This window comes from Sheuella amnicola (assembly GCF_010499255.1).
In the GTDB taxonomy this organism is placed as follows: Bacteria; Pseudomonadota; Gammaproteobacteria; order Burkholderiales; family Burkholderiaceae_B; genus Zwartia; species Zwartia amnicola.
In genome coordinates, this window is record NZ_JAAGRN010000005.1 from 142,517 (window position 1) to 163,602 (window position 21,086).

The following is a 21,086-nucleotide window of genomic DNA, read 5'->3' on the forward strand; positions in this document are numbered from 1 at the left end:
TTTACCGATGAATTCTGACATTACTTCAATCTCGGCGAGATAACAGGATCAAGTTTCATGAAGTCAGTTGCCGATAGGCTCGCCCATCTTTCCCCTGCTAAAAGAGCTTTGCTTCAACGTTTGCAGGCGCAAGAGCATTCGAATGATTTATCCGAAGTCATCACTCGCCATGAAGGTCAGAAGACTGGGTTGCCTCTTTCCTCATCCCAGCAACGATTATGGTTTCTTGATCAACTTGAAGGAGCAAATGCGACATACAACATGCCGGTTGCTGTCCGCCTTGAGGGACATCTTGACGTCGAAAAGCTTGAACGCGTTTTCAAGGAAATTCTGAAACGGCATGAATCGATACGAACAAACTTCACCTCCATCAATGGGGAGCCTGTTCAGTCCGTTTCAGATCATGCGGGCTGGGAACTTGGAAAAATTGACATCTCGGATACCCCCGTTGATGACCAGCAAGCCCGCATATCGAGAATATCCGCAGCCGAAGCTCAGCTTCCTTTTAATCTTGCCAAAGATTGTCTATTGCGCGCCACGCTGATCAAAGTAGCCATAGATGTTCATATTATTTTGATCACGATGCATCATATCGTCTCTGACGGATGGTCCATCGGCAATGTTTTATTGCGCGAATTAATCACGCTTTACTCGGATTTCACACAGGGTAAAGAATCTTCCCTTGAAGAACTACCAATTCAATACAGCGACTTCGCAATTTGGCAGCGAGAGTGGCTCAAAGGGGAAAATGTTTCCTCTCAATTGAATTACTGGACTAAACAGCTTGCGGGCATACCTGCTTTATTGGAATTTCCGACGGACCTGCCCCGGCCACCTGTTCAAAGCTTTAAGGGACAAGTCTATAACTTCACACTGGATAAGTCGCTCCTCGCAAAGCTCAAAGGATTAAGTCAAAAGTCAGGCGTCACTCTATTCATGACTCTCTTGGCTGGATTTTCCGCATTGCTTTCTCGATACAGCGGTCAGGATGATGTGCTGGTTGGATCGCCGATTGCGGGTCGAAATAGAAAGGAACTCGAACCTCTCATCGGTTTTTTTATTAACTCGCTTGTTTTCCGAACGACTTTTCATCCGGAACTAACTGGAACAGAATTATTGCTGAACACCCGTCAGACATGCCTTGATGCGTTCAAGCATCAGGATGTGCCATTTGATCGCGTGGTCGAGACGATCAAGCCTGAGCGAAACCCCAGCTTTTCTCCCCTGTTTCAGGTGATGTTCATTCTTCAGACACAGAATGCTGAACGAAGTGATCTGACTGCCGGCGATGTCAAATTGACTACATTGCCGATAGATGCCGGCACATCCATGTTTGATTTCACGCTCAAGCTGGAAGAGCAAGGCGGTACACTTGAAGGCGAGTTTGAATACAACACGTCACTTTTTAAGCACGACACAATAAAACGCTTTGTTAATCATTACATCTGTTTGCTTGAAAATTTATCAAACAATCCAGACCAGATTCTTTCCCAAATTCCGCTGATGCTCGATGATGAGCGTCAGCAAATTCTGGATGTTGTGAATCAAACCAACAGATCATTCAACTTTTCCGAAAACGTTCCGTCACTTTTTGCCAAACAGGCCGATCTTCGCCCCAATAGCATTGCCGTTCAGTGTGGCGATGAAGCACTGACATATTTTGAGTTGAATCGTCGAGCCACTCAGCTTGCCTTGCATCTGAAATCCCTTGGCGCCGGTACAGAGACACTCGTTGGTTTGTGCACCGAGCGCGGCATTCCGATGTTGGTCGGTTTACTTGGCATTCTTAAAGCTGGTGCAGCTTATGTACCGCTGGATCCAAGTTATCCGAAAGATCGAATTGGCACAATGATAGAAAGCTCAGGCCTCAGATTACTGATCACCGAGGATGCCTGCCTGAATGCATTGCCTGACAGCACCTGTACGAACATACTGATTGACCAGCATTGGCCACTCATCGAGCAGGCATCCGGAGTGCTATCCGATGCGTTTTTGCCTGATACCCTGGCCTATGTTATCTACACATCAGGTTCGACAGGAAAGCCCAAAGGGGTCCAGATCACTCATCGTGCATTGACAAACTTCTTGCTGACTATGCAAGAGCGTCCGGGCCTGACACATCAGGACGTATTACTGGCAGTGACAACCATATCTTTCGATATCGCCGGGCTTGAACTGTATTTGCCTCTCATTTCGGGGGCAAAAATCATATTGGCAAGTCGGGAAACCGCCATGGATGGTTTTGCTTTATTGGCAGCCATGCGGAATTCGAATGCGACTGTCATGCAGGCCACGCCTGCAACTTGGCGAATGTTGATGCTGACGAATCCGAAAAATCTGGGAGTCAAGCGAATATTCTGCGGTGGTGAAGCTCTCGATGCGGAGCTTGCCTCTTTATTGCAGGAAATGAATGCCGAAATATGGAATCTGTATGGGCCAACCGAAACAACAATCTGGTCAACGGCTTATCACGTCAACGCCAAATCGAACGATTCACTGGCATCAAGAAAATCGGCGGCGTCGATTGGTTCCCCCATCGGAAACACACGAGTCTATGTTCTGGATGAATTTCTGGAGCCTACGCCAATTGGCGTGCCGGGTGAACTCTATATAGGTGGGGCCGGGGTCAGTCGAGGTTATTTCAATCAAGCCGGATTAACCGCCGAACGGTTCATTCCAGATCCTTTTGGGAAAGGTGACAGCACCAGGCTCTATCGGACAGGGGATCGTTGTTATTTCAACGCTGAAGGTCAATTAATCTACTCAGGAAGAATCGACTTTCAAGTCAAGGTTCGAGGCTTTCGTATAGAGCTCGGTGAAATTGAATCGACACTTCTTCAACATGAAGCAGTTCAAAATGCTGTTGCCATAGTTAAAACCGATCAGGTGGATCAGGCCCAAATTGTCGCCTATGTTCAATTAGAACCAAACTGGACTCCTTCTAACGATCAGCATGAAGTGAACGATCGTCAAATCGATAAGTGGCAAACCGTTTGGAATGAAACATACAAAGCCAATCCTAAAAAGATCGAAGATGACCTGAGCGGCTGGTTGAGTACATACACCGGAAAATCCATTGAAAGAGCAGAAATGCTTCGATGGACTCAGGATACTGTTGATCGGATTCAAAAGCTCAAACCAACCAAAATCCTTGAGATTGGCTGCGGGACTGGTCTATTACTGACTCGATTGGCGCCTCATGTCGAACACTACACAGGCGTCGACTTTTCGGCCAACGTTTTAGGAAATCTTGCTGCCCGCCTTGATCAGATGGGAATCGGCAATGTCAATCTGGAGTGTCGTCAAGCAAATGCGCTTCCAGAAGAGTTCAATAGAAAATATGACACCGTCATTATTAACTCTGTTGCACAGTATTTTCCAAATATAGAATACTTGATCGATGTCCTGACCAAAGCCATAGATTCGATTTCGGATGGTGGACATTTATTTCTTGGTGACTTGCGGACCCAAGGCTTGCAAAGAATTCAACATCTTTCTGTTGCTCAATTCCAGCACCCTGAAGAAACATCAAATCAAGAACTGCGCAGAATTGCGGATGCATCCGTTCAGCGTGAAGAAGAGCTTGTGATTGATTTGGAATTACTTGCGCTATTGAAATCAAGAATAAACCGCATCAAGAATATTGAAAGCATCATTAAATACAACTCCGATGACAATGAAATGAGCAAATTCCGCTCGGACGTTATCATTCACATCGGAAATGCTGAATCTAATCACGCTTCGACATCCGTAGAAATTCTGGACTATTTGAGTCTGGACATGGATGAAGTTGGTCTGAAAGATTTATTATGCAATCGAAAGAGCAGTGTGATCATTCGCAACATGCCAAATACCAGGTTGCAAGATGATGCAATGTTGTTGGATCGAGTTTATCCATCGCCTCAGCCACATCCAGATTCGACACGAGCAAGTCAGTCGAATCTAAATTCCATTTCGATTTCACGCCTCCTCGAAATCGGAACAGCTTGCGATTTTGAGGTTTTTATTGCCTTTTCATCGACAGACCCGGAACATCGGTTGGATGTGTATTTTGATTTTGAATCAAAACATTCCAGATTTGGCGTACCGATTGAAATCAGCTACCCCGATTTCAGTCCCGCAGGCAAAGTGATATCACGGTTGGCAAATCACCCCGATCAAGTGATACACAATAGAATATTAGTAAGCTCATTACGCACATTACTTCAGGAACATTTACCCGCGTACATGATCCCCTCGGCCATCGTGTGCGTGGATCAGATGCCCATGACACCGAATGGAAAAATCGATCGCAAGGCCCTGCCTTCGCCCGATACGTTCGAACGCCAAGAAACCTACGTCGCGCCGCAGACTGAAGATGAGATTAAATTATGCGAAATCTGGTCCCAATTATTGGGCGCGCCCAAAGTAGGCGTGCATGACAACTTCTTCATGCTTGGCGGGCACTCGCTACTGGCGGTTCAAGTCATTTCGAAAATCAGGGATGTTTTTTCGATTGAGCTTTCAATACAAGCGCTGTTTGACTCACCTACGATTGCACAACTGGCAAAACTGATCGAATCGAACTCTCATCAAGCGCAATCGACAGCATCACCAATCACGCCAAGAGACACCTCTGATAGACGCTTTGCACCACTATCATTCTCGCAACAACGATTGTGGTTCCTGAGTCAACTTGAGGGACTGGCATCGACTTATCTTATCTCCGGCGCAGTTCGCGTAAGAGGAAATCTCAATATTGAGATTTTGGAAGCCGTATTTACTGAAATCGTTCGGCGTCACGAATCGCTGAGAACACGTTTTGTAGAAATCAACGGACATCCTCAAGCAGAAATACGACTGGCAAGTCCTTTTAAACTGACTCGGATTGACATCAGTCATCTTGAGGAAGCTTTAAAAATTCAACAAGAAAGTTTTCTCATCGCCCAAGAATCCAATCGACCTTTTGATCTAGCGGATGATCTGTTGTTCCGCGTCACTGTCATCAAAACCTCTAGTGATCTGCATACGATGGTGATGTCTTTACATCACATAATTTCCGATGAGTGGTCGATGGCACTACTTCAGCAGGAAATTGCCGACCTATATCGCGCTTACAGCCAGCACCAGCAATCACCTCTGACTGACCTAGCGATCCAATACGGAGACTTCGCGCATTGGCAAAGAGAATGGCTATCCAGTGATCAAATCGAGCATCAGCTCGGTTACTGGTCTAACCATCTCGCGAATGCACCAGCGCTGCTCGAGCTGCCTACAGACTTTCCCAGACCCGCAGTTGCGCGGCATATCGGCAAAACGCATACTTTTTCAATAAACCGAAATTCCGCAAACAGAATTCGACATCTTGCTCAAACGACCGGCTCAACCCTATTCATGACCATGCTGGCCGGTTGGGCATACCTACTAAGCAGACACGCCGGAACGAACGATATCGTCATTGGTTCACCCATGAGTAATCGTAATCGCTCCGAACTTGAAAAACTCATCGGATTTTTTGTCAATACTATTCCTTTACGCTTTAACTTAGGCGGGAATCCTAGCGCTCGCACACTTTTGGAGCATGCACGCCATGTCTCTTTAGGAGCCTTTGCAAATCAGGATGTTCCTTTCGACTCTATCGTCGAAACAGTTAAGCCCGAGCGCAATTTGAGTTACACGCCGATATTTCAAGCCATGTTCGTGATGCAAAACGCGCCGACTGCCGAACTTGCATTCAACGAGCTTGTTCTGGAGCCCATCAGGACAGAAACACTCGTCTCAAAATTTGATTTGACGCTGTCGGTTGAAGAAATCGATCACAATTTAATTTGCACTATCGAATACAGCACTGATCTTTTCAAGGATACGACGATTCAAAATCTGAGTGATCAGTATGCACACCTGCTGGACGAAATGACCGTTCATACAGACGCATCTCTTGCAAGCCTGTCGCTCATTTCACAATCAGCATGGAAAAAGCAGCAAGTTGAACTCTATCAGCCCGAGTCGGCATGGCTCGCTGATTGGGGCACCTCTTCTGTTCTTGAACTGTTCAATGAAGTCGTCAAAAGAGATCCGGAAAAAGTTGCGCTGACACATCTGGGCCGAGAACTGCGCTATAGCGAGCTAGACCATCTTTCGAATAGACTGGCTCACGCACTCAAACAACGCATAAGTTGCGATCAACCGGTCATTGGCCTGCATGCCGAACCCGATTTCAACATGATTATCGGAATGCTAGGGATTCTTAAGGCTGGAGCAGCCTACCTACCCCTTCTACCTGAAACGCCCGCTGAACGCATTCGGATGATGATCAACGAGACAAATGCACAATATGTCTTGAACGCAAATGCCGATCTGAATCTGGACAATCCAGGCTGTACTCAATTACTAATCGATGAATTAATCGAAAATCAGGAAAACTCAAGCAAAGGTGCATGGAACATACATCCTTCGAGCCTTGCTTATGTTATCTATACCTCCGGATCTACCGGTCAACCTAAAGGCGTGATGGTCAGCCATCAAAATCTTGCATGCTCGACAAGTGCAAGATTGCGATACTACAAAATGAACTTCACAAGCCTGATCCTGTTGCAGCCCTTTTCTTTTGATGTGGCTACCGGAAATATTTTCTGGACATTGTGTTCGGGCGCGAACCTTCACCTCGAACCTAGATCACTTGCTCAGGATCCGCATCTCTTATTACAAAAGATTCAAGAATATAAAAACTCGCATTTAGTGCTATTGCCTCTTTTGTACGGCCCGCTACTCGATTTAGCCAGCGCAGATGCTTTGTCATCCTTGCGCAATGTGATTGTGGGTGGCGAAAAGATGCCCATCGATTTAATTCAGAAACATTTTAAAATGTGTCCTGAATCTTCGCTGCATAATGAATACGGCCCTACTGAAGCAACCGTCATGTGCTGTGCGTATGATGCAAATCAACCGGACAATCTGGACAAGATCGTTCCTATTGGCAAGCCCATCGCCGCAAGCAGAATCTATCTGCTTGATCCTTACCTGAATCCTGTGCCTACAGGCATGCCCGGCGAACTTTGTATTGGCGGCCCGCAAGTTTCGCTAGGATATTTATCCCATCCTTCACTGAGTGCCGATAAATTTATTCCAGACCCATTTGATGCTCAGCCTGGAAGCAGACTTTATCGCTCGGGTGATATTGCCCGAATGTTGCCGGATGGGAACATTGAATTTGTCGGACGTGAAGATCAACAAGTCAAAATTCGCGGTTTCCGCGTTGAGCTTGGGGAAATTCAGGCAAAAATCAAATCATTTCCTTCCATCAAAGATTGTGTCGTTCTTGCCCTTGAGTTGGGCTCGAGCAAACGTCTGGTTACCTATGTCATTCCTGAGTCAAGCACATCATTTTCCGAAAAGGATTTAATCGCCTTCCTTTCGACTGAATTGCCCGAATACATGATACCCACCTCGTGTATTGCGCTTGAAGAGTTCCCCCTCACCAGCAACGGAAAGCTAGATCACCGGGCATTACCTTCTCCCGATCAAACGATTCAAGCTCAAAACCTTGCCGCACCTGTTAACAGGATAGAAAGTGAACTGCTGGATATCTGGATGACGGTTCTAGGCACCAAGCAGATCAGTGTTGAAGATAATTTCTTCACTCTGGGAGGTGATTCGATTTTAAGCATTCAGATCATCAGTCGGGCTAATCAGGCCGGATTCAGTCTCACCGTTAAACAACTGTTTCAGCATCAAACAATCAGAAAGCTTGCAACGTGCGTGAGAATGGGTCAAAGCGTTGCCGCAGACCAACAGCCGTACTTTGGATCGTTTGATACAAGTCCGATTCAAAAGTGGTTTCTGGACGAGAATCCAGCTCACCCGGATCACTTTAACCAATCGCTATTTCTCGAAATCAATCCATCCATCACGGATGATCAGCTCAAATCATCCATTCGAGCATTAGTGCATCATCACGATATGCTACGCGCCCGGTTTAATCGCGAATCAGATCTTGAATGGCAAGCTCGAATTTCGGATTCGATAGATGAGGACGCATTCACATCAGTCACAATGACTGCCCTGTCACAACAGGAGTGGTCCGCTGCGATTGACGATATAGCTAATCAGGCTCAACAAAGCCTGAGTCTGTCGAATGGCCCCATTTGGCGCGTCATTCGATTCAAGATGCCGGCAGGAACATCCGATAAGCTGCTCTGGATTATCCATCACCTTGCCGTTGACGGTATTTCATGGCGCATTCTGCTCGAAGACCTTGAGGCTTGCCTGAGCCAGTCAGTCAACGCACAACAAATAGCATTGCCGTTTAAAACAAGCTCTTTTCCACTCTGGAGCAAAAAACTTCAGACTTATGCAGCTGACGACAAGAATGTTTCCGTCTTAAATTACTGGTTGAAAATGGGCTCAAGCCAGGCGCCTGAATTAAATCGGGATTTCGAAATTACCCATACAAACCAAAACGATCTGTCGACATTACAAACATTGACGACTGCCTTACCCGCTGATCTCAGCCAAACAATCCTGACTGATGGGCTTAAAGCATTCCGGGCGCAAATCAACGATTTGCTACTCACCGCTCTGGCAAATACTTTTGAACAATGGACAGGGCACTCAAAGCTATTACTCACCCTGGAGGGCCATGGTAGAGAAGATCTGTTCAATGATGTTGATATTTCGAGAACTGTTGGATGGTTTACAAGCGGATTCCCTGTTCTTCTGGATCTGACCTCTACGCCATATACCGGTGATCATCAAATAGGCTCGAGGATTAATCAGGTTAAAAATACTCTGAGATCCATACCCGATCACGGTGTGGGATTTGGCATTTTCAGACGACTGCATCCAGATCCTGAAATCCGCAAGCAACTTGCATATGGCGACATGCCTGAGCTTAGTTTTAACTATCTGGGACAGTTTAATAAACCACCCTCAAATCGCTATGTATTGGGTGAAGCCACAGAATCAGCCGGTCGCGAACAAGCCTTGACCGGAAAGAGAACTGCGCTCATAGAAGTGAACGGAATCTTCCGTGGTGACGCACTGGAATTCACCTGGGGCTACAGCGATCAAATCCATCGATCCGAAACGGTTCAACATCTAGCCCAGTCTTTCATTGCTGAGTTAACCAAGCTAAGCAAGTTAAGTCAGCACGGTGCAGATGGCTACCATGATTACGCCGCTGTCGACTTTCCATTAGCTCACCTGGATCAAGAGTCGCTGGAAGTCATCACCCGTGAAACACCGGACCCCATTGAAGATATTTATCCTCTGTCACCCATGCAGCAGGGCATGCTCTTTCATAGTGAACTGGAAGAACATGCGGGAAATTACATCATTCAATTTACCTGCACACTGCGTGGAAACCTGAATGTCGAGCAGTTTGTTCGCGCCTGGCAAATGGTTCTGAATCGACACTCAAGCTTACGAGCCAAGATCTTTACCCTCCCCGGACGCGATCCTTTGCAAGTCGTTCTGCAAAATGTGGAACTACCCTGGATTTTTCACGACTGGCGTGGTCAACCTTTGCAGCAGCAATCTCTGAGCTGGACTGAAGCGATCAGTCATGATCGCACCCTCGGATTTAACCCGCAATCAGCGCCGATGATGCGCTGTACTCTTGCGCGAACCAGGGAAAATGAGTGGAAATTCCTCTGGAGCCATCACCATTTATTAACTGATGGTTGGTGTTTACCAATACTGTTGAATGATGCAATCTCAATCTATGAGTCCGAAAACTCGGGCTTAGCATACTCTCAACCGAAACCGAGGCCTTACCGAGACTATATTGAATGGCTTTCTGCGCGTGACCTTGATCAGGCTAGGCAATACTGGCGCAAAAATCTGGCCGGCTTTGACACACCTACGACGATCGGGACGTTACCAACACGCACGGACCTTGCGGAAACTTCATATCAAGATTATGCAGTCGAGTTAGATGAGAATACGAGCAATGAATTACGCACACTCTCAAAGCAGCACAGCCTGACACTCAGCATACTTATACAAGGCGCATGGTCGCTTGTCTTAAGCCGCTATAGTGGATCAGATGATGTGGTGTTCGGCGCAACCGTATCGGGACGCCCTCCCGAAATTGCCGAAGTGGACGGCATGGTTGGCTTATTCATCAATACGTTGCCTGTGAGGATAGCCGTTCATTCAAGCCAGACTCTGATCGACTTTCTAATTGACATCCGGGAACAACAATTAACCCGCGACGAATACGCTTATACCCCTCTGGTTGAAATTCATGCCTGTACCGATGTACCTGTGCGTCAGGCATTATTTGAATCGATTGTCATATTTGAAAATTATCCAGTTGACGAAATGCTGGATCAAAAGGCGGATGCCTTGCAGTTCGATGATGTCAAAGTGATGGAGCAAACCAGCTTCCCATTCACGATAACGGCCTCGCCTGGCAATAGAATACCCATTAAGCTGACTTGCGATACTTCACGGCTGGACAACGCTCAGGCTCAGCGACTTTTGAAGCACTTCACGAATCTGCTAAGTTCGATCTCAAACAAGATCAACGACACAGTCGAATCATGGCGTCGCACCATGCTTGGTTCGAGCGAACTGCTGGCCTTGATTCAAGATGAAAACCAAACCATCTGTCATACGGAACACCACGATCTGACTTTCCCAAGGCTCTTTGAGATTCAAGCCCAAAGGAATCCGGATCGAATTGCAGTGATGTTTGAAGATCAAAAACTGACCTATGCCGAGCTGAACTCCCTAGCCAACAAGGTGGCGAATCAGCTTCAATTACTCGGTATCGGTGAAGGTCAATCAGTTGCCATTTATATGCATCGCAGCGCAAACTTGCTTGCGGCTTTAATTGGAGTTCAGAAATCGGGAGCAACCTACATTCCCCTGGATCCATCCTATCCAGCCGACAGAATCGCCTATATGATTCAGGATAGCAAGGCAGGCATTGTTCTCACCGATGAAGATACATTCGATCAAATTCAGGCCGATCACGCAAAAACACTCAAACTGAATGATCTGCTTCAAAATACCGAATTGACTTCAATCAATCCGATGACATCGATTGATTCGAATGCATTGGCATATATCATCTATACATCCGGTTCGACAGGAAAGCCTAAAGGAGTTGAACTGTCGCATCGCGGTCTGACAAACTTCCTGCTGTCCATGGCGCACACGCCTGGATTGAGCGATACCGATACCCTTCTCGCGGTGACGACCATTTCTTTCGATATCGCAGCATTGGAGCTCTATCTACCCTTGCTGGTCGGAGCAAAGGTCGTGATAGCCAGTCGGGAAACAGCCGTTGATTCCACAAAGCTTCTGGAAGAAATCACAACCCGGAACATCTCCGTCATGCAGGCTACGCCGACGACTTGGCGCATGCTGATCGAAGCGGGTTGGCACGGCGTCTCTTCTCTAACGCGAGGATTTTGTGGTGGTGAAGGCTTTCCGCATGACTTGGCACAGGCCATGCTTTCCAACGGGCTGAATGTCTGGAATCTGTATGGTCCGACTGAAACAACCATCTGGTCCAGCGCCTATCAAGTTCCCGTCGATGATCAAGCGAAAGCCTATGAGGATATCGGACAACCTATCGACAATACCACCATGTATGTGGTTGATCAGTCGATGGATTTGTGTCCGAATGGCGTGGCGGGGGAACTTTTGATCGGAGGCGAAGGACTTGCGGTTGGGTATCGCGGCTTACCCGCCATGACAGCTGAAAAATTCATTCCCGATCCATTTGGTTCGAAACCAGGGGCTAGACTTTACCGAACCGGAGATCGAGCATTACGCCAATCCAATGGAATTTTGACTTGCCTTGGACGGATTGATCATCAAATCAAGGTCCGCGGCTTTAGAATCGAGCCCGGTGAAATTGAAGTCATCATCCAGCAACATCCTGCTGTCAGTCAGGCGGTCATTAGCGTGTGGGAGCCTGCGGTCGGAGACAAGCGAATCGCAGCCTACATGACTCGTCTGGATGATGCAGTCCAAGTTGAAACCATCCGAGACTGGGCACGCCAGCAACTACCACCGCATATGGTGCCGACCGAATGGATATTTGTAGAACAGTTTCCTTTGACTCCAAACGGAAAACTGGATCGCAAGTCTCTGCCCGACCCATCAGGATCGCAACAACACGATTTCTTACCTCCGGTCGGTTTAACTGAAACAACATTGGCCCAGTTAATGGCGGAAGTGCTCAATACCGTTCAAATAGGCCGTGACAATGATTTCTTCGACCTCGGAGGACATTCTCTGCTTGCCGGTCGACTTGTCACACAGATTGCGCAGGTCATGGAAATTCGCATTCCGTTGGCAACCCTGTTTGAGCGCCCCACGGTCAAACTTCTCGCGCAATACATCGAAACACAACGCTGGGCCGCACAACAGTCGGAGCGTCCTGAAGACTTATCGGATGATGAAGAGGAGTTCAAGCTGTGAACCCCATCGACAGCCTGATGGCCCGCCTCAGGGAGCTAGATGTCAAAATCAGATTGGAAGACGGTCAACTGAATGTCCGAGCTCCAAAAGGCGTCATGACCCAGGAGCTCGCAAGTGAGCTCAAGGCAAACAAGGAAGCAATCATCGAGTTCCTGAAGTTTGCACAATCACAAGTCGAAAAAAAATCTGCGCAAGAAATCACGCCGGTAAATAGAAATCAGCCTCTTGCACTTTCTTTCGGTCAGCAACGCCTATGGTTTCTTGATCGCTTGGAAGGTCCGTCAGCGACATACAACATGCCGCTGGCGATCAGGTTGCATGGCGAATTAAATATTGATGCTGCGCAATTTGCCGTTAACGCCATCGTAGCAAGACATGAAGGCTTAAGAGCAAATTTCCAACTTCAGGACCAAGCACCTCAAGTCACGATCCGAGCGGATGCGACTTGTCCCATACTGATTGTCCACGCTGACCACAATCAACCTCTGGAACAACAAATCAGAGAGCAAGTCCGATCTGCGGCAAATCATTGCTTTGACCTGACAAATGACTTACTCGTTCGAGCAATCATTGTCAGATTAAGTGATCAGTCTTCGCTTCTTCTTGTAACGATGCATCACATCGTCTCCGATGGCTGGTCGCTGGGCATATTTATTGATGAATTTACCCGGCTTTATCAGGACAGAGTCAATCATGTCGAATCGGTACTGACTCCTTTCAAGATCCAATATGCCGACTATGCCCAATGGCAAAGAAACAAATTACAAGGAGATTCGTTAGACGAGCTTCAGAACTACTGGAAAAAAAACCTCAATAATGCGCCTGAGCGTCTCAGCCTGCCGACAGATAGGCCCAGGCCTGCAGTCATGTCCTACCGCGGCGAAAGCAAACAATTTGAAATACCCCGCGCATTGATGACCTCGTTAAGCGAGCTCAGTCAAAAAAACGGTGGCACACTATTCATGACACTTCTGACGGGCTTCACCGTTCTGATGCGTCGACTCAGTGGTCAACTCGATCTTATGATCGGCACAACTGTCGCCAATCGCACTCACGCCGACATCGAATCACTTATTGGCTTGTTTATCAACACGCTTGTCTTAAGAATCAACGTAGAAGACACATCAAGTGTTGAACAACTGATCGGACACATTAAAACAGTTTGCTTAAATGCATTCGAGCACCAGGATCTTCCGTTTGAACAGCTGGTTGAGGTCATCAATCCACCAAGAAGCCTGAGTTATTCGCCATTAGTGCAGGTTTCATTTGACGTTCAAAATACCCCTGCCAGTCAACTTAAGATGGCGGGACTTACACTCGAACCGGTAAGCATTCCGGTCACATCATCGAAATTTGATCTCAGTCTTTCTATTGAAGCGGATGAGGGCAAGGACGTCGCTGTCTGGACTTGGAATCCCGACCTTTTTGCACAAGAGACTATTGATCGTTTAATGGGTCACTTTACCGCCCTGCTTCAAGGTATTGCGCGTGATCAGAAGCAATCCATCTACGATCTTTCACTGGACGATCAAGATGTACTTAACCGGATCCAATCCGCGTATAGCAATAACCAGCCAAAGCCACCAATCGAGACATGGCTGGAGTTATTCGATGAGCAAGTAAACAGTACGCCCGAAAAAGTCGCTGTCCGCTTTGGGGAAGATCATCTAACGTTCAAATCACTGCAGGAAAAAGTATCCAAACTGGCATCGGGGCTGCGAGGCTTAGGCGTCGTTTCGGAATCAAAGGTTGCGGTGTACGTTGAGCGATCTTTGGAAATGGTCATTGGCCTGCTCGCCATCATGCGCGCAGGCGGTACTTATATACCGCTGGACCCGAACTATCCGGAAGAAAGATTGAAGTGGGTGTTGGAAGATTCGCAACCACTTGTCATCCTGACCGAAGATTCATTGCGCCATAAAATCAATGCATCTGATGCTCAGATCTATTGCCTGGATCGACAACAAGATCTCCTTTTGCTGGATGAGGCGGCTAATCGATCCTATACGTTGCCCACCATCAAGATATTTGATCAGAATGCGGCATATGTCATCTTTACGTCAGGTTCAACCGGACGCCCCAAGGGTGTTCAAGTCACGCATGCCGGGTTGCTGAATTTTCTGCTCTCGATGCAAAAGGAGCCTGGACTTTCGCCTGACGATACGCTTCTGGCTGTCACGACCATTTCTTTTGATATTGCCGCACTGGAAATTTATTTACCTCTTATTACGGGTGCCGAGCTAGTGATTGCACCCCGGGAGGTCGCGCTCAACGCAGAAGCATTACAGGCTTTGATTAATCTGAGGGGCGTGACTCATATGCAGTCTACGCCAACCGCCTGGCGTCTTCTTTTGGATACGCATTGGACGCCGCCTGATGATTTTACGGTTCTGTGTGGCGGCGAAGCTTTACCCGTGGATTTGTCGCAACAATTATTGGCTCTGAACATCACGCTTTGGAATCTATACGGGCCGACAGAAACCACAATATGGTCTGCAGTCAGAAAAATCGATCAATCCACTCAAAACCTGACTGAAGGATCAGAACCAGTAGGCCTTCCTATACGCAATACCCAGATCTTCGCACTGGATGATCGGCTTAATTGCCAGCCAATCGGATTTGCGGGAGAGCTTGTTATTGGCGGTGATGGGCTTGCGCGTGGTTATTTGAATCGACCGGATCTGACTGCCGATCAATATCGGCCCGACCCCTTTTCACCGACTCCGGGAGCCCGCATTTACCGCACAGGCGACCTTGCACGCGCAAGACCGGACAATACGTTTGAATTTCTAGGTCGCATTGACGCCCAGGTCAAAATCCGAGGCTATCGGATTGAGCTTGGCGATATTGAAACAAGCCTCAGGCAAGTCGCCTCGCTAGTCGAGGCAATAGTCATTGCACGTGAAGACACGCCGGGTGACAAAAGGCTGGTCGCCTATGTATTGCCTCAAGCCGGTACTTCCATTAACGAACAAGCGATTAGAAGCGCATTAAAGCAACGCATCCCGGATTATATGGTGCCATCCCATATCATCGCGCTTGATCATTTACCGCAAACGCCAAATGGCAAGATCGATCGCAAGGCATTGCCTAAACCTGTAATCAAGCTTGAATCAGCCTCAAAGCGTTCGGCCACGGATCTTCAAACGAGCAATCAGACCGAAACGGCTGTATTGGAAATCTGGAGCGAAATACTTGGTCGCGATGAAATTGGACTGGACGAAAACTTCTTCGATATTGGCGGCCACTCGCTGTTATTGACCCGTGTATACGAAGCACTGAAAGGACAATACGGAAACCAGCTTTCACTCATTACCTTATTTCAATTCCCGACGATTCGCAGCTTATCATCCGCGCTATCCAGCCTGAGTGCTCCCCGAGACAATCACTCACGCAAGCAATCATTTCAGCATTCTGCTACGCAAGATATTGCTGTCATTGGCTTAAGCGGCCGCTACCCTGGAAGTCATAACCTTGATACGTTCTGGGATAATTTGCTTGAAGGTCGGGAATCTATCAGGTTTTATACGATTGATGAATTAATAGCGGCAGGCATCGATCCAGCGGAAGCTCAATCACCGAATTACGTTCCCGCACACGGTCAGTTAGACGGCATTGAGTATTTTGATGCGGAATTTTTCGGTTATACCCCGCTTGAAGCAAAAATCATCGATCCACAACAAAGGTTATTTCTCGAAACAGCTTGGCACACGTTAGAGCATGCGGGCTATGCGAAACACGATCCGTCATTATCGATCGGTGTATTTGCCGGATGCAGTCAAAATGACTATCTGATCAATCAAATTCTTCCGCATACTGAATCCAATACAGATGTGACTGCCTATCAGGCCATCCTTGGCAATGATAAGGACTTCATTTCCACTCGCGTTTCTTATACGTTAAACCTCACAGGCCCAAGTCTGAATATTCAAACAGCCTGTTCCACTTCGCTTGTTGCGGTTCATGCTGCATGCAGGAGCATTCTGGATGGAGAGTGCGATCTTGCCATTGCAGGCGGTGCGGGAATTCGCGTGCCTCAAATCAGCGGCCACACCTATGAAGATGGCATGATCACATCTCCCGATGGCCACTGCAGGGCTTTTGATGCGAATGCACAAGGTACGGTTTGGGGAAGTGGCGTAGGCGCGGTGTTGCTCAAGCGGCTGGATCAAGCGATTGCCGATCAAGATACGATTCATGCCGTCATCAAGGCAACGGCCATCAACAATGACGGGGCGATGAAGGTTGGCTTTACTGCGCCAAGCGTACAGGGGCAAACCGATGTGATTCGTCATGCCCAAACTCGCGCGGGGATTTCCCCCGGCAAAATCAGCTACATTGAAGCGCATGGCACCGGAACCGCCTTGGGTGATCTGATTGAAATTGGTGCACTGACCAATGTATTTAGTGAACAGCCTTTGCCCCACTCTTCCTGTGCTATTGGTTCAGTCAAAACAAACATTGGTCATTTGAATAGCGCCGCCGGTATTGCAGGCCTTACTAAAACCATTCTCGCGGTTAAATACGGAAAGATCCCTCCGACACTTCACTTCACCGCTCCAAATCCAAAATTAAATCTTCAAGCAACTCCGTTTTATGTCAGCGACAAAGTAATCGACTGGTCCAGTCATCATGACCCTCGCATTGCGGGGGTGAGTTCTTTTGGCATTGGCGGAACGAATGCACATGCCATCGTCGCTCAAGCTCCGGCTATGAAGCTGCCAACTGCGCACGATCATGCACGCGTGCTTGTCTTGTCGGCTAAATCCGCTGATTCGCTGGATATCATGCGCCAACAGCTTGCTGATCATCTTCGCATTCAACCGGATATTGAAATAGCTGATGTCGCCTGGACGCTGGCGCAAGGCAGAAAGTCGTTTCCGCATCGTTTGGCATTTTCTTGTAACTCTGTAAAACAGGCGATAGAAAAACTTGACGGCAAAGTCGGGCTATTCACAGGCAGTTTGGATAAAAGCCAACAATCCAAACCTCGTGTGATATTCATGTTCCCGGGGCAAGGAAGCCAGTTTATCGGCATGGCTGAACATCTTTTCAAATACGAACCGATCTTCAAACAAGCGATAGACACATGCGCTGAAACTCTGTTGCCGATCCTGGATGTCGATATCAGAACAGTTTTGTTTAGCGAGCATCGAATCCAGGAGGATACTCGCTTCGACATCAACGAAACCTGGCTCACGCAGCCAATCCTATTCGCAATTGAATATTCTCTTTCGAAGTTATGGATGTCCTACGGCATCGCTCCAGACGCCATGATCGGACATAGTCTAGGCGAATATGTCGCCGCGACCCTTGCCGGCATATTTGATCTCGAAAGCGCACTCAAACTTGTCAGCATGAGGGGCCAGTTAATCTGGAAGCTTGAACGAGGCTCCATGATTGCTCTTGCAGCAACTGAAGAACGATCTGCCAAGTATTTGACAAATACGTTATCACTTGCGGCGGTCAATTCCAACGACGCGTGTGTCATAGCGGGCCCGACTCCAGCGATTGACGAGTTATCGATCAAGCTTGAGCAAAACGGCATTACAGCCAAGAAGCTCATGACATCCCATGCGTTTCACTCATCCATGCTGGACCCAGTATTGGTTGAATTCGAGTCTCTTTTACAAAATATCCATATTCATGCGCCCACTTTGCCGATTGCATCCAATCTGACAGGCACATGGATCAGTAAAGAACAAGCCATGAGCCCTCAATACTGGGTTCAACACATGCGCAATACCGTTTTATTCAATCAAGGATTAGAAACCATTCTTGAACAAAAGGACGTCTTGCTCATTGAGGTTGGTCCAGGGGCAATTTTGAGTTCATTGGCCCGTAAACATGTTCGCTCTAAAAATATTCGGGCCATTGTCAATTCTGTACCTTTTGTCGGGCCAGCTGAAGATGATCGCGATGCTTTATTGTGGTCGGACAATCTTGCGAAAGTATGGTGTGCCGGCTTTGATCTGGATTGGGCATCGTTTTGGCCTGAAGAAAGACGCGCAAGAATACCACTTCCTGTCTACCCGTTTAAAAAGGTACGCCACTGGATTGATGTCAATCCTCGAAGTGTTCGAACTAATGATCCGGGTGCATTGGTTAAAAATCCAATGGACAAGTGGTTTTACTTACAAGACTGGGACCAAACGCCATGGCCGGCACCCGTTTCCCTTAGTTCGACAACGGCTACGAATCAGATCGCCCTCTTTTTTGCGAACGAAGGGTTACTTTCCGATCGCTTGATCTCAAAGTTGTCCGAAGAGGGCTATCGTGTTGTGAAGGTCGTTGCCGGAGAATCTTTCAGCAAGATTTCACCTGATGCATTCAAAATTAATCCAGAATCCTATTCCGACTACAAATTGCTTTTTGAGGAGTTGGACAAAACACAATTCAATCTGGTGGTGCACGCATGGCTATTAACTGACTCGTCAATTCCATATGCTCTAGGATTTCGATCACTTCAGCAAATTTCCACCAGAATTCGTACATCGCCGGACTCACCCATCAAGTTCTCGTTGATCAGCCTGGCCACCCAAAATGTAACCGGACAAGATCGAGTTGATCCGTTGCGCGCTGCTGCTAAAGGCATGGCAAAAGTCATTTCGCAAGAAATTCCGGACATACACATGCAATGTATCGACATTGATCATGTCGGCATAACTCAGGCATCGGAGCGACTTTCTCAAGCGTTATTTGCGGATATCACCCGATCGAAACTCGAGCCTTCAATCAATTACCGCAATCTACGCCGATACGTCGAAACGTTCAGGCCAATCACCCTTCCCGAATCCAAGAGCGCTGTGCCGCTGAATTTGAAAATGAACGGGGTGTACTGGATAACCGGCGGACTTGGACGATTGGGGCTAAAACTTGCCGCCTATCTTGCGCGGCAGGTTAGCGCAAGATTAGTATTGATAGGACGTCGGGCTGCAACGCCAGAGCAGGAAAAGGAAATAGATGCGCTCAAAAAACTTGGCGCAGATGTCATCGTCGTTGTGGCCGATGTTTCAAACCCTCAGGAAATGAGTTCCGTCTTAAATACGACAATGGATCGCTATTGCACTTTGAATGGCGTCATACATGCAGCTGGATCACCTTCCGCCGTTGCCTTTCTGGATAAGGACCAACCGGAAAACGATCTGCCCCATTATCAGAGCAAGATCGAAGGCACTCTTGTACTGCATCAAACAATCAAAGATCTCAAACTTGATTTCGTTGTGCTGATGTCATCTACTTCAGCCATTCTGGGTGGTCTTGGTTTTGCCGGGTATAGCGCAAGTAATATTTTCATGGATGCTTTCGCCGATCAAATAACGCTTCAAACTGCCCAGCCTTGGCTATCAATCAATTGGGATGCGCTGGACTTCGGGGATCAACTTGAAATTCCACAACAATCCGCGGCATTTTGGTTGAATTCCGACGAAACGATCGAGGTCTTTGCGAGAATCATGGATCAGCCTCTGGCAAGTCAAGTGATTGTCGCGACCGCAGACATTTCTCAAAGATATACGCTATGGCTCACCCCTAAAGACATCACTTCAAATTCGGACATAAATGAAGAGCGCCCGGAATTGGATGCTGAATACTCGGATGCCAGTAGCACTGAACGTTTATTGGCTGCAGTATGGTGCGACCTGCTCGGTTACAACCGGATAGGCTTGCATGATGATTTTTTCGAGTTAGGCGGCGACTCCATGCTGGGCATTCGTCTTGTAACGGCAATATCCCATCGACTGGGAAGCAAATTACCTCCGACGCTGCCACTCGAATATCCCACCATTCACAAAATGGCGCTTGCCATAGACAAAAAGCAGCAAGGCGAAAATTTCAATCCCCTAGTTGCCCTTCAAGTGAAAGGTCAAAAATCTTCATTCTTCTGCGTACCCGGAACCGGCGGTAGTGTTTTATATCTGAACGAATTGGCCCGACAGCTTGAAAAATTCGATCTTTCCTTCTATGGGCTGCAAGCACTTGGGTTGGATGGCGCTGCCACGCCGCTTGATCGCATCGAAGATATCGCCAGAATCAATATTCAAGCCCTGCTTGCCCAGCAACCACAGGGCCCATACTATTTAGGAGGCCACTCCTTTGGCAGCTGGGTAGCGCTCGAAATGGCCCGACAACTAGAGCAACAAGGCCATCAAGTTGCTCGTCTAATCATTCTTGATACCGGTGTCCCTTCATCTCGCAATCTCGATCATATGGGAGGGTGGGATAATACACGCTGGCTTCTGAATGTTGCGCAAACAATCGGTCAAATGTATGGAAAGGATTTGAACTTGGCAGAGGATTTGCTGACAGGTTTAGCCTGGGAAGATCAGGTTGCACTACTTGCCCAAGAACTGATTCATCATGAGTTGATCGCCCCGACTGATGATATTTCTCTGATTCGCGGCCTTGTCGAAGTGTTTAAAACTCAGGCTCAGATTAAATACATTCCACCCAACGACCAAAAATTCCCGATCGCCTTGATTCGAGCCGAAGAGCCAATGGAAATTTTTCTTGAAGGCATGCCTGAATCGATGCGCAGCGATCCGGCATGGGGTTGGAATGATTACGCATCACACAAAATTGCTGTCGAAATCACGCCGGGCAATCACTTGACAATGATTGCACAACCTCATGTTCAACAGCTTGCCGAATTGATTTCGAAATACTTTTAG

At 47.5% G+C, this 21,086-nt stretch carries 2 protein-coding genes; both read left to right on the plus strand.

Going from position 1 to position 21,086, the window contains the following annotated elements:
* Positions 1–57 precede the first annotated feature (57 nt).
* The gene (locus G3I67_RS08910; RefSeq protein ID WP_163654434.1) at positions 58–12,417 is read left to right on the plus strand and encodes a non-ribosomal peptide synthetase; all 12,360 of its coding nucleotides are present in this window, start codon (positions 58–60) and stop codon (positions 12,415–12,417) included.
* Positions 12,414–21,086: a non-ribosomal peptide synthetase/type I polyketide synthase gene (locus G3I67_RS08915; RefSeq protein WP_163654435.1), complete on the plus strand. Its 8,673-nt coding sequence runs from the start codon at positions 12,414–12,416 to the stop codon at positions 21,084–21,086. Before G3I67_RS08910 ends, G3I67_RS08915 begins: the two co-directional genes overlap by 4 nt.

What these genes read in the sequence shown, in the direction of transcription:
- G3I67_RS08910 (WP_163654434.1), top strand. Translation starts at nt 58, where the DNA reads ATGAAGTCAGTTGCCGATAGGCTCGCCCATCTTTCCCCTGCTAAAAGA.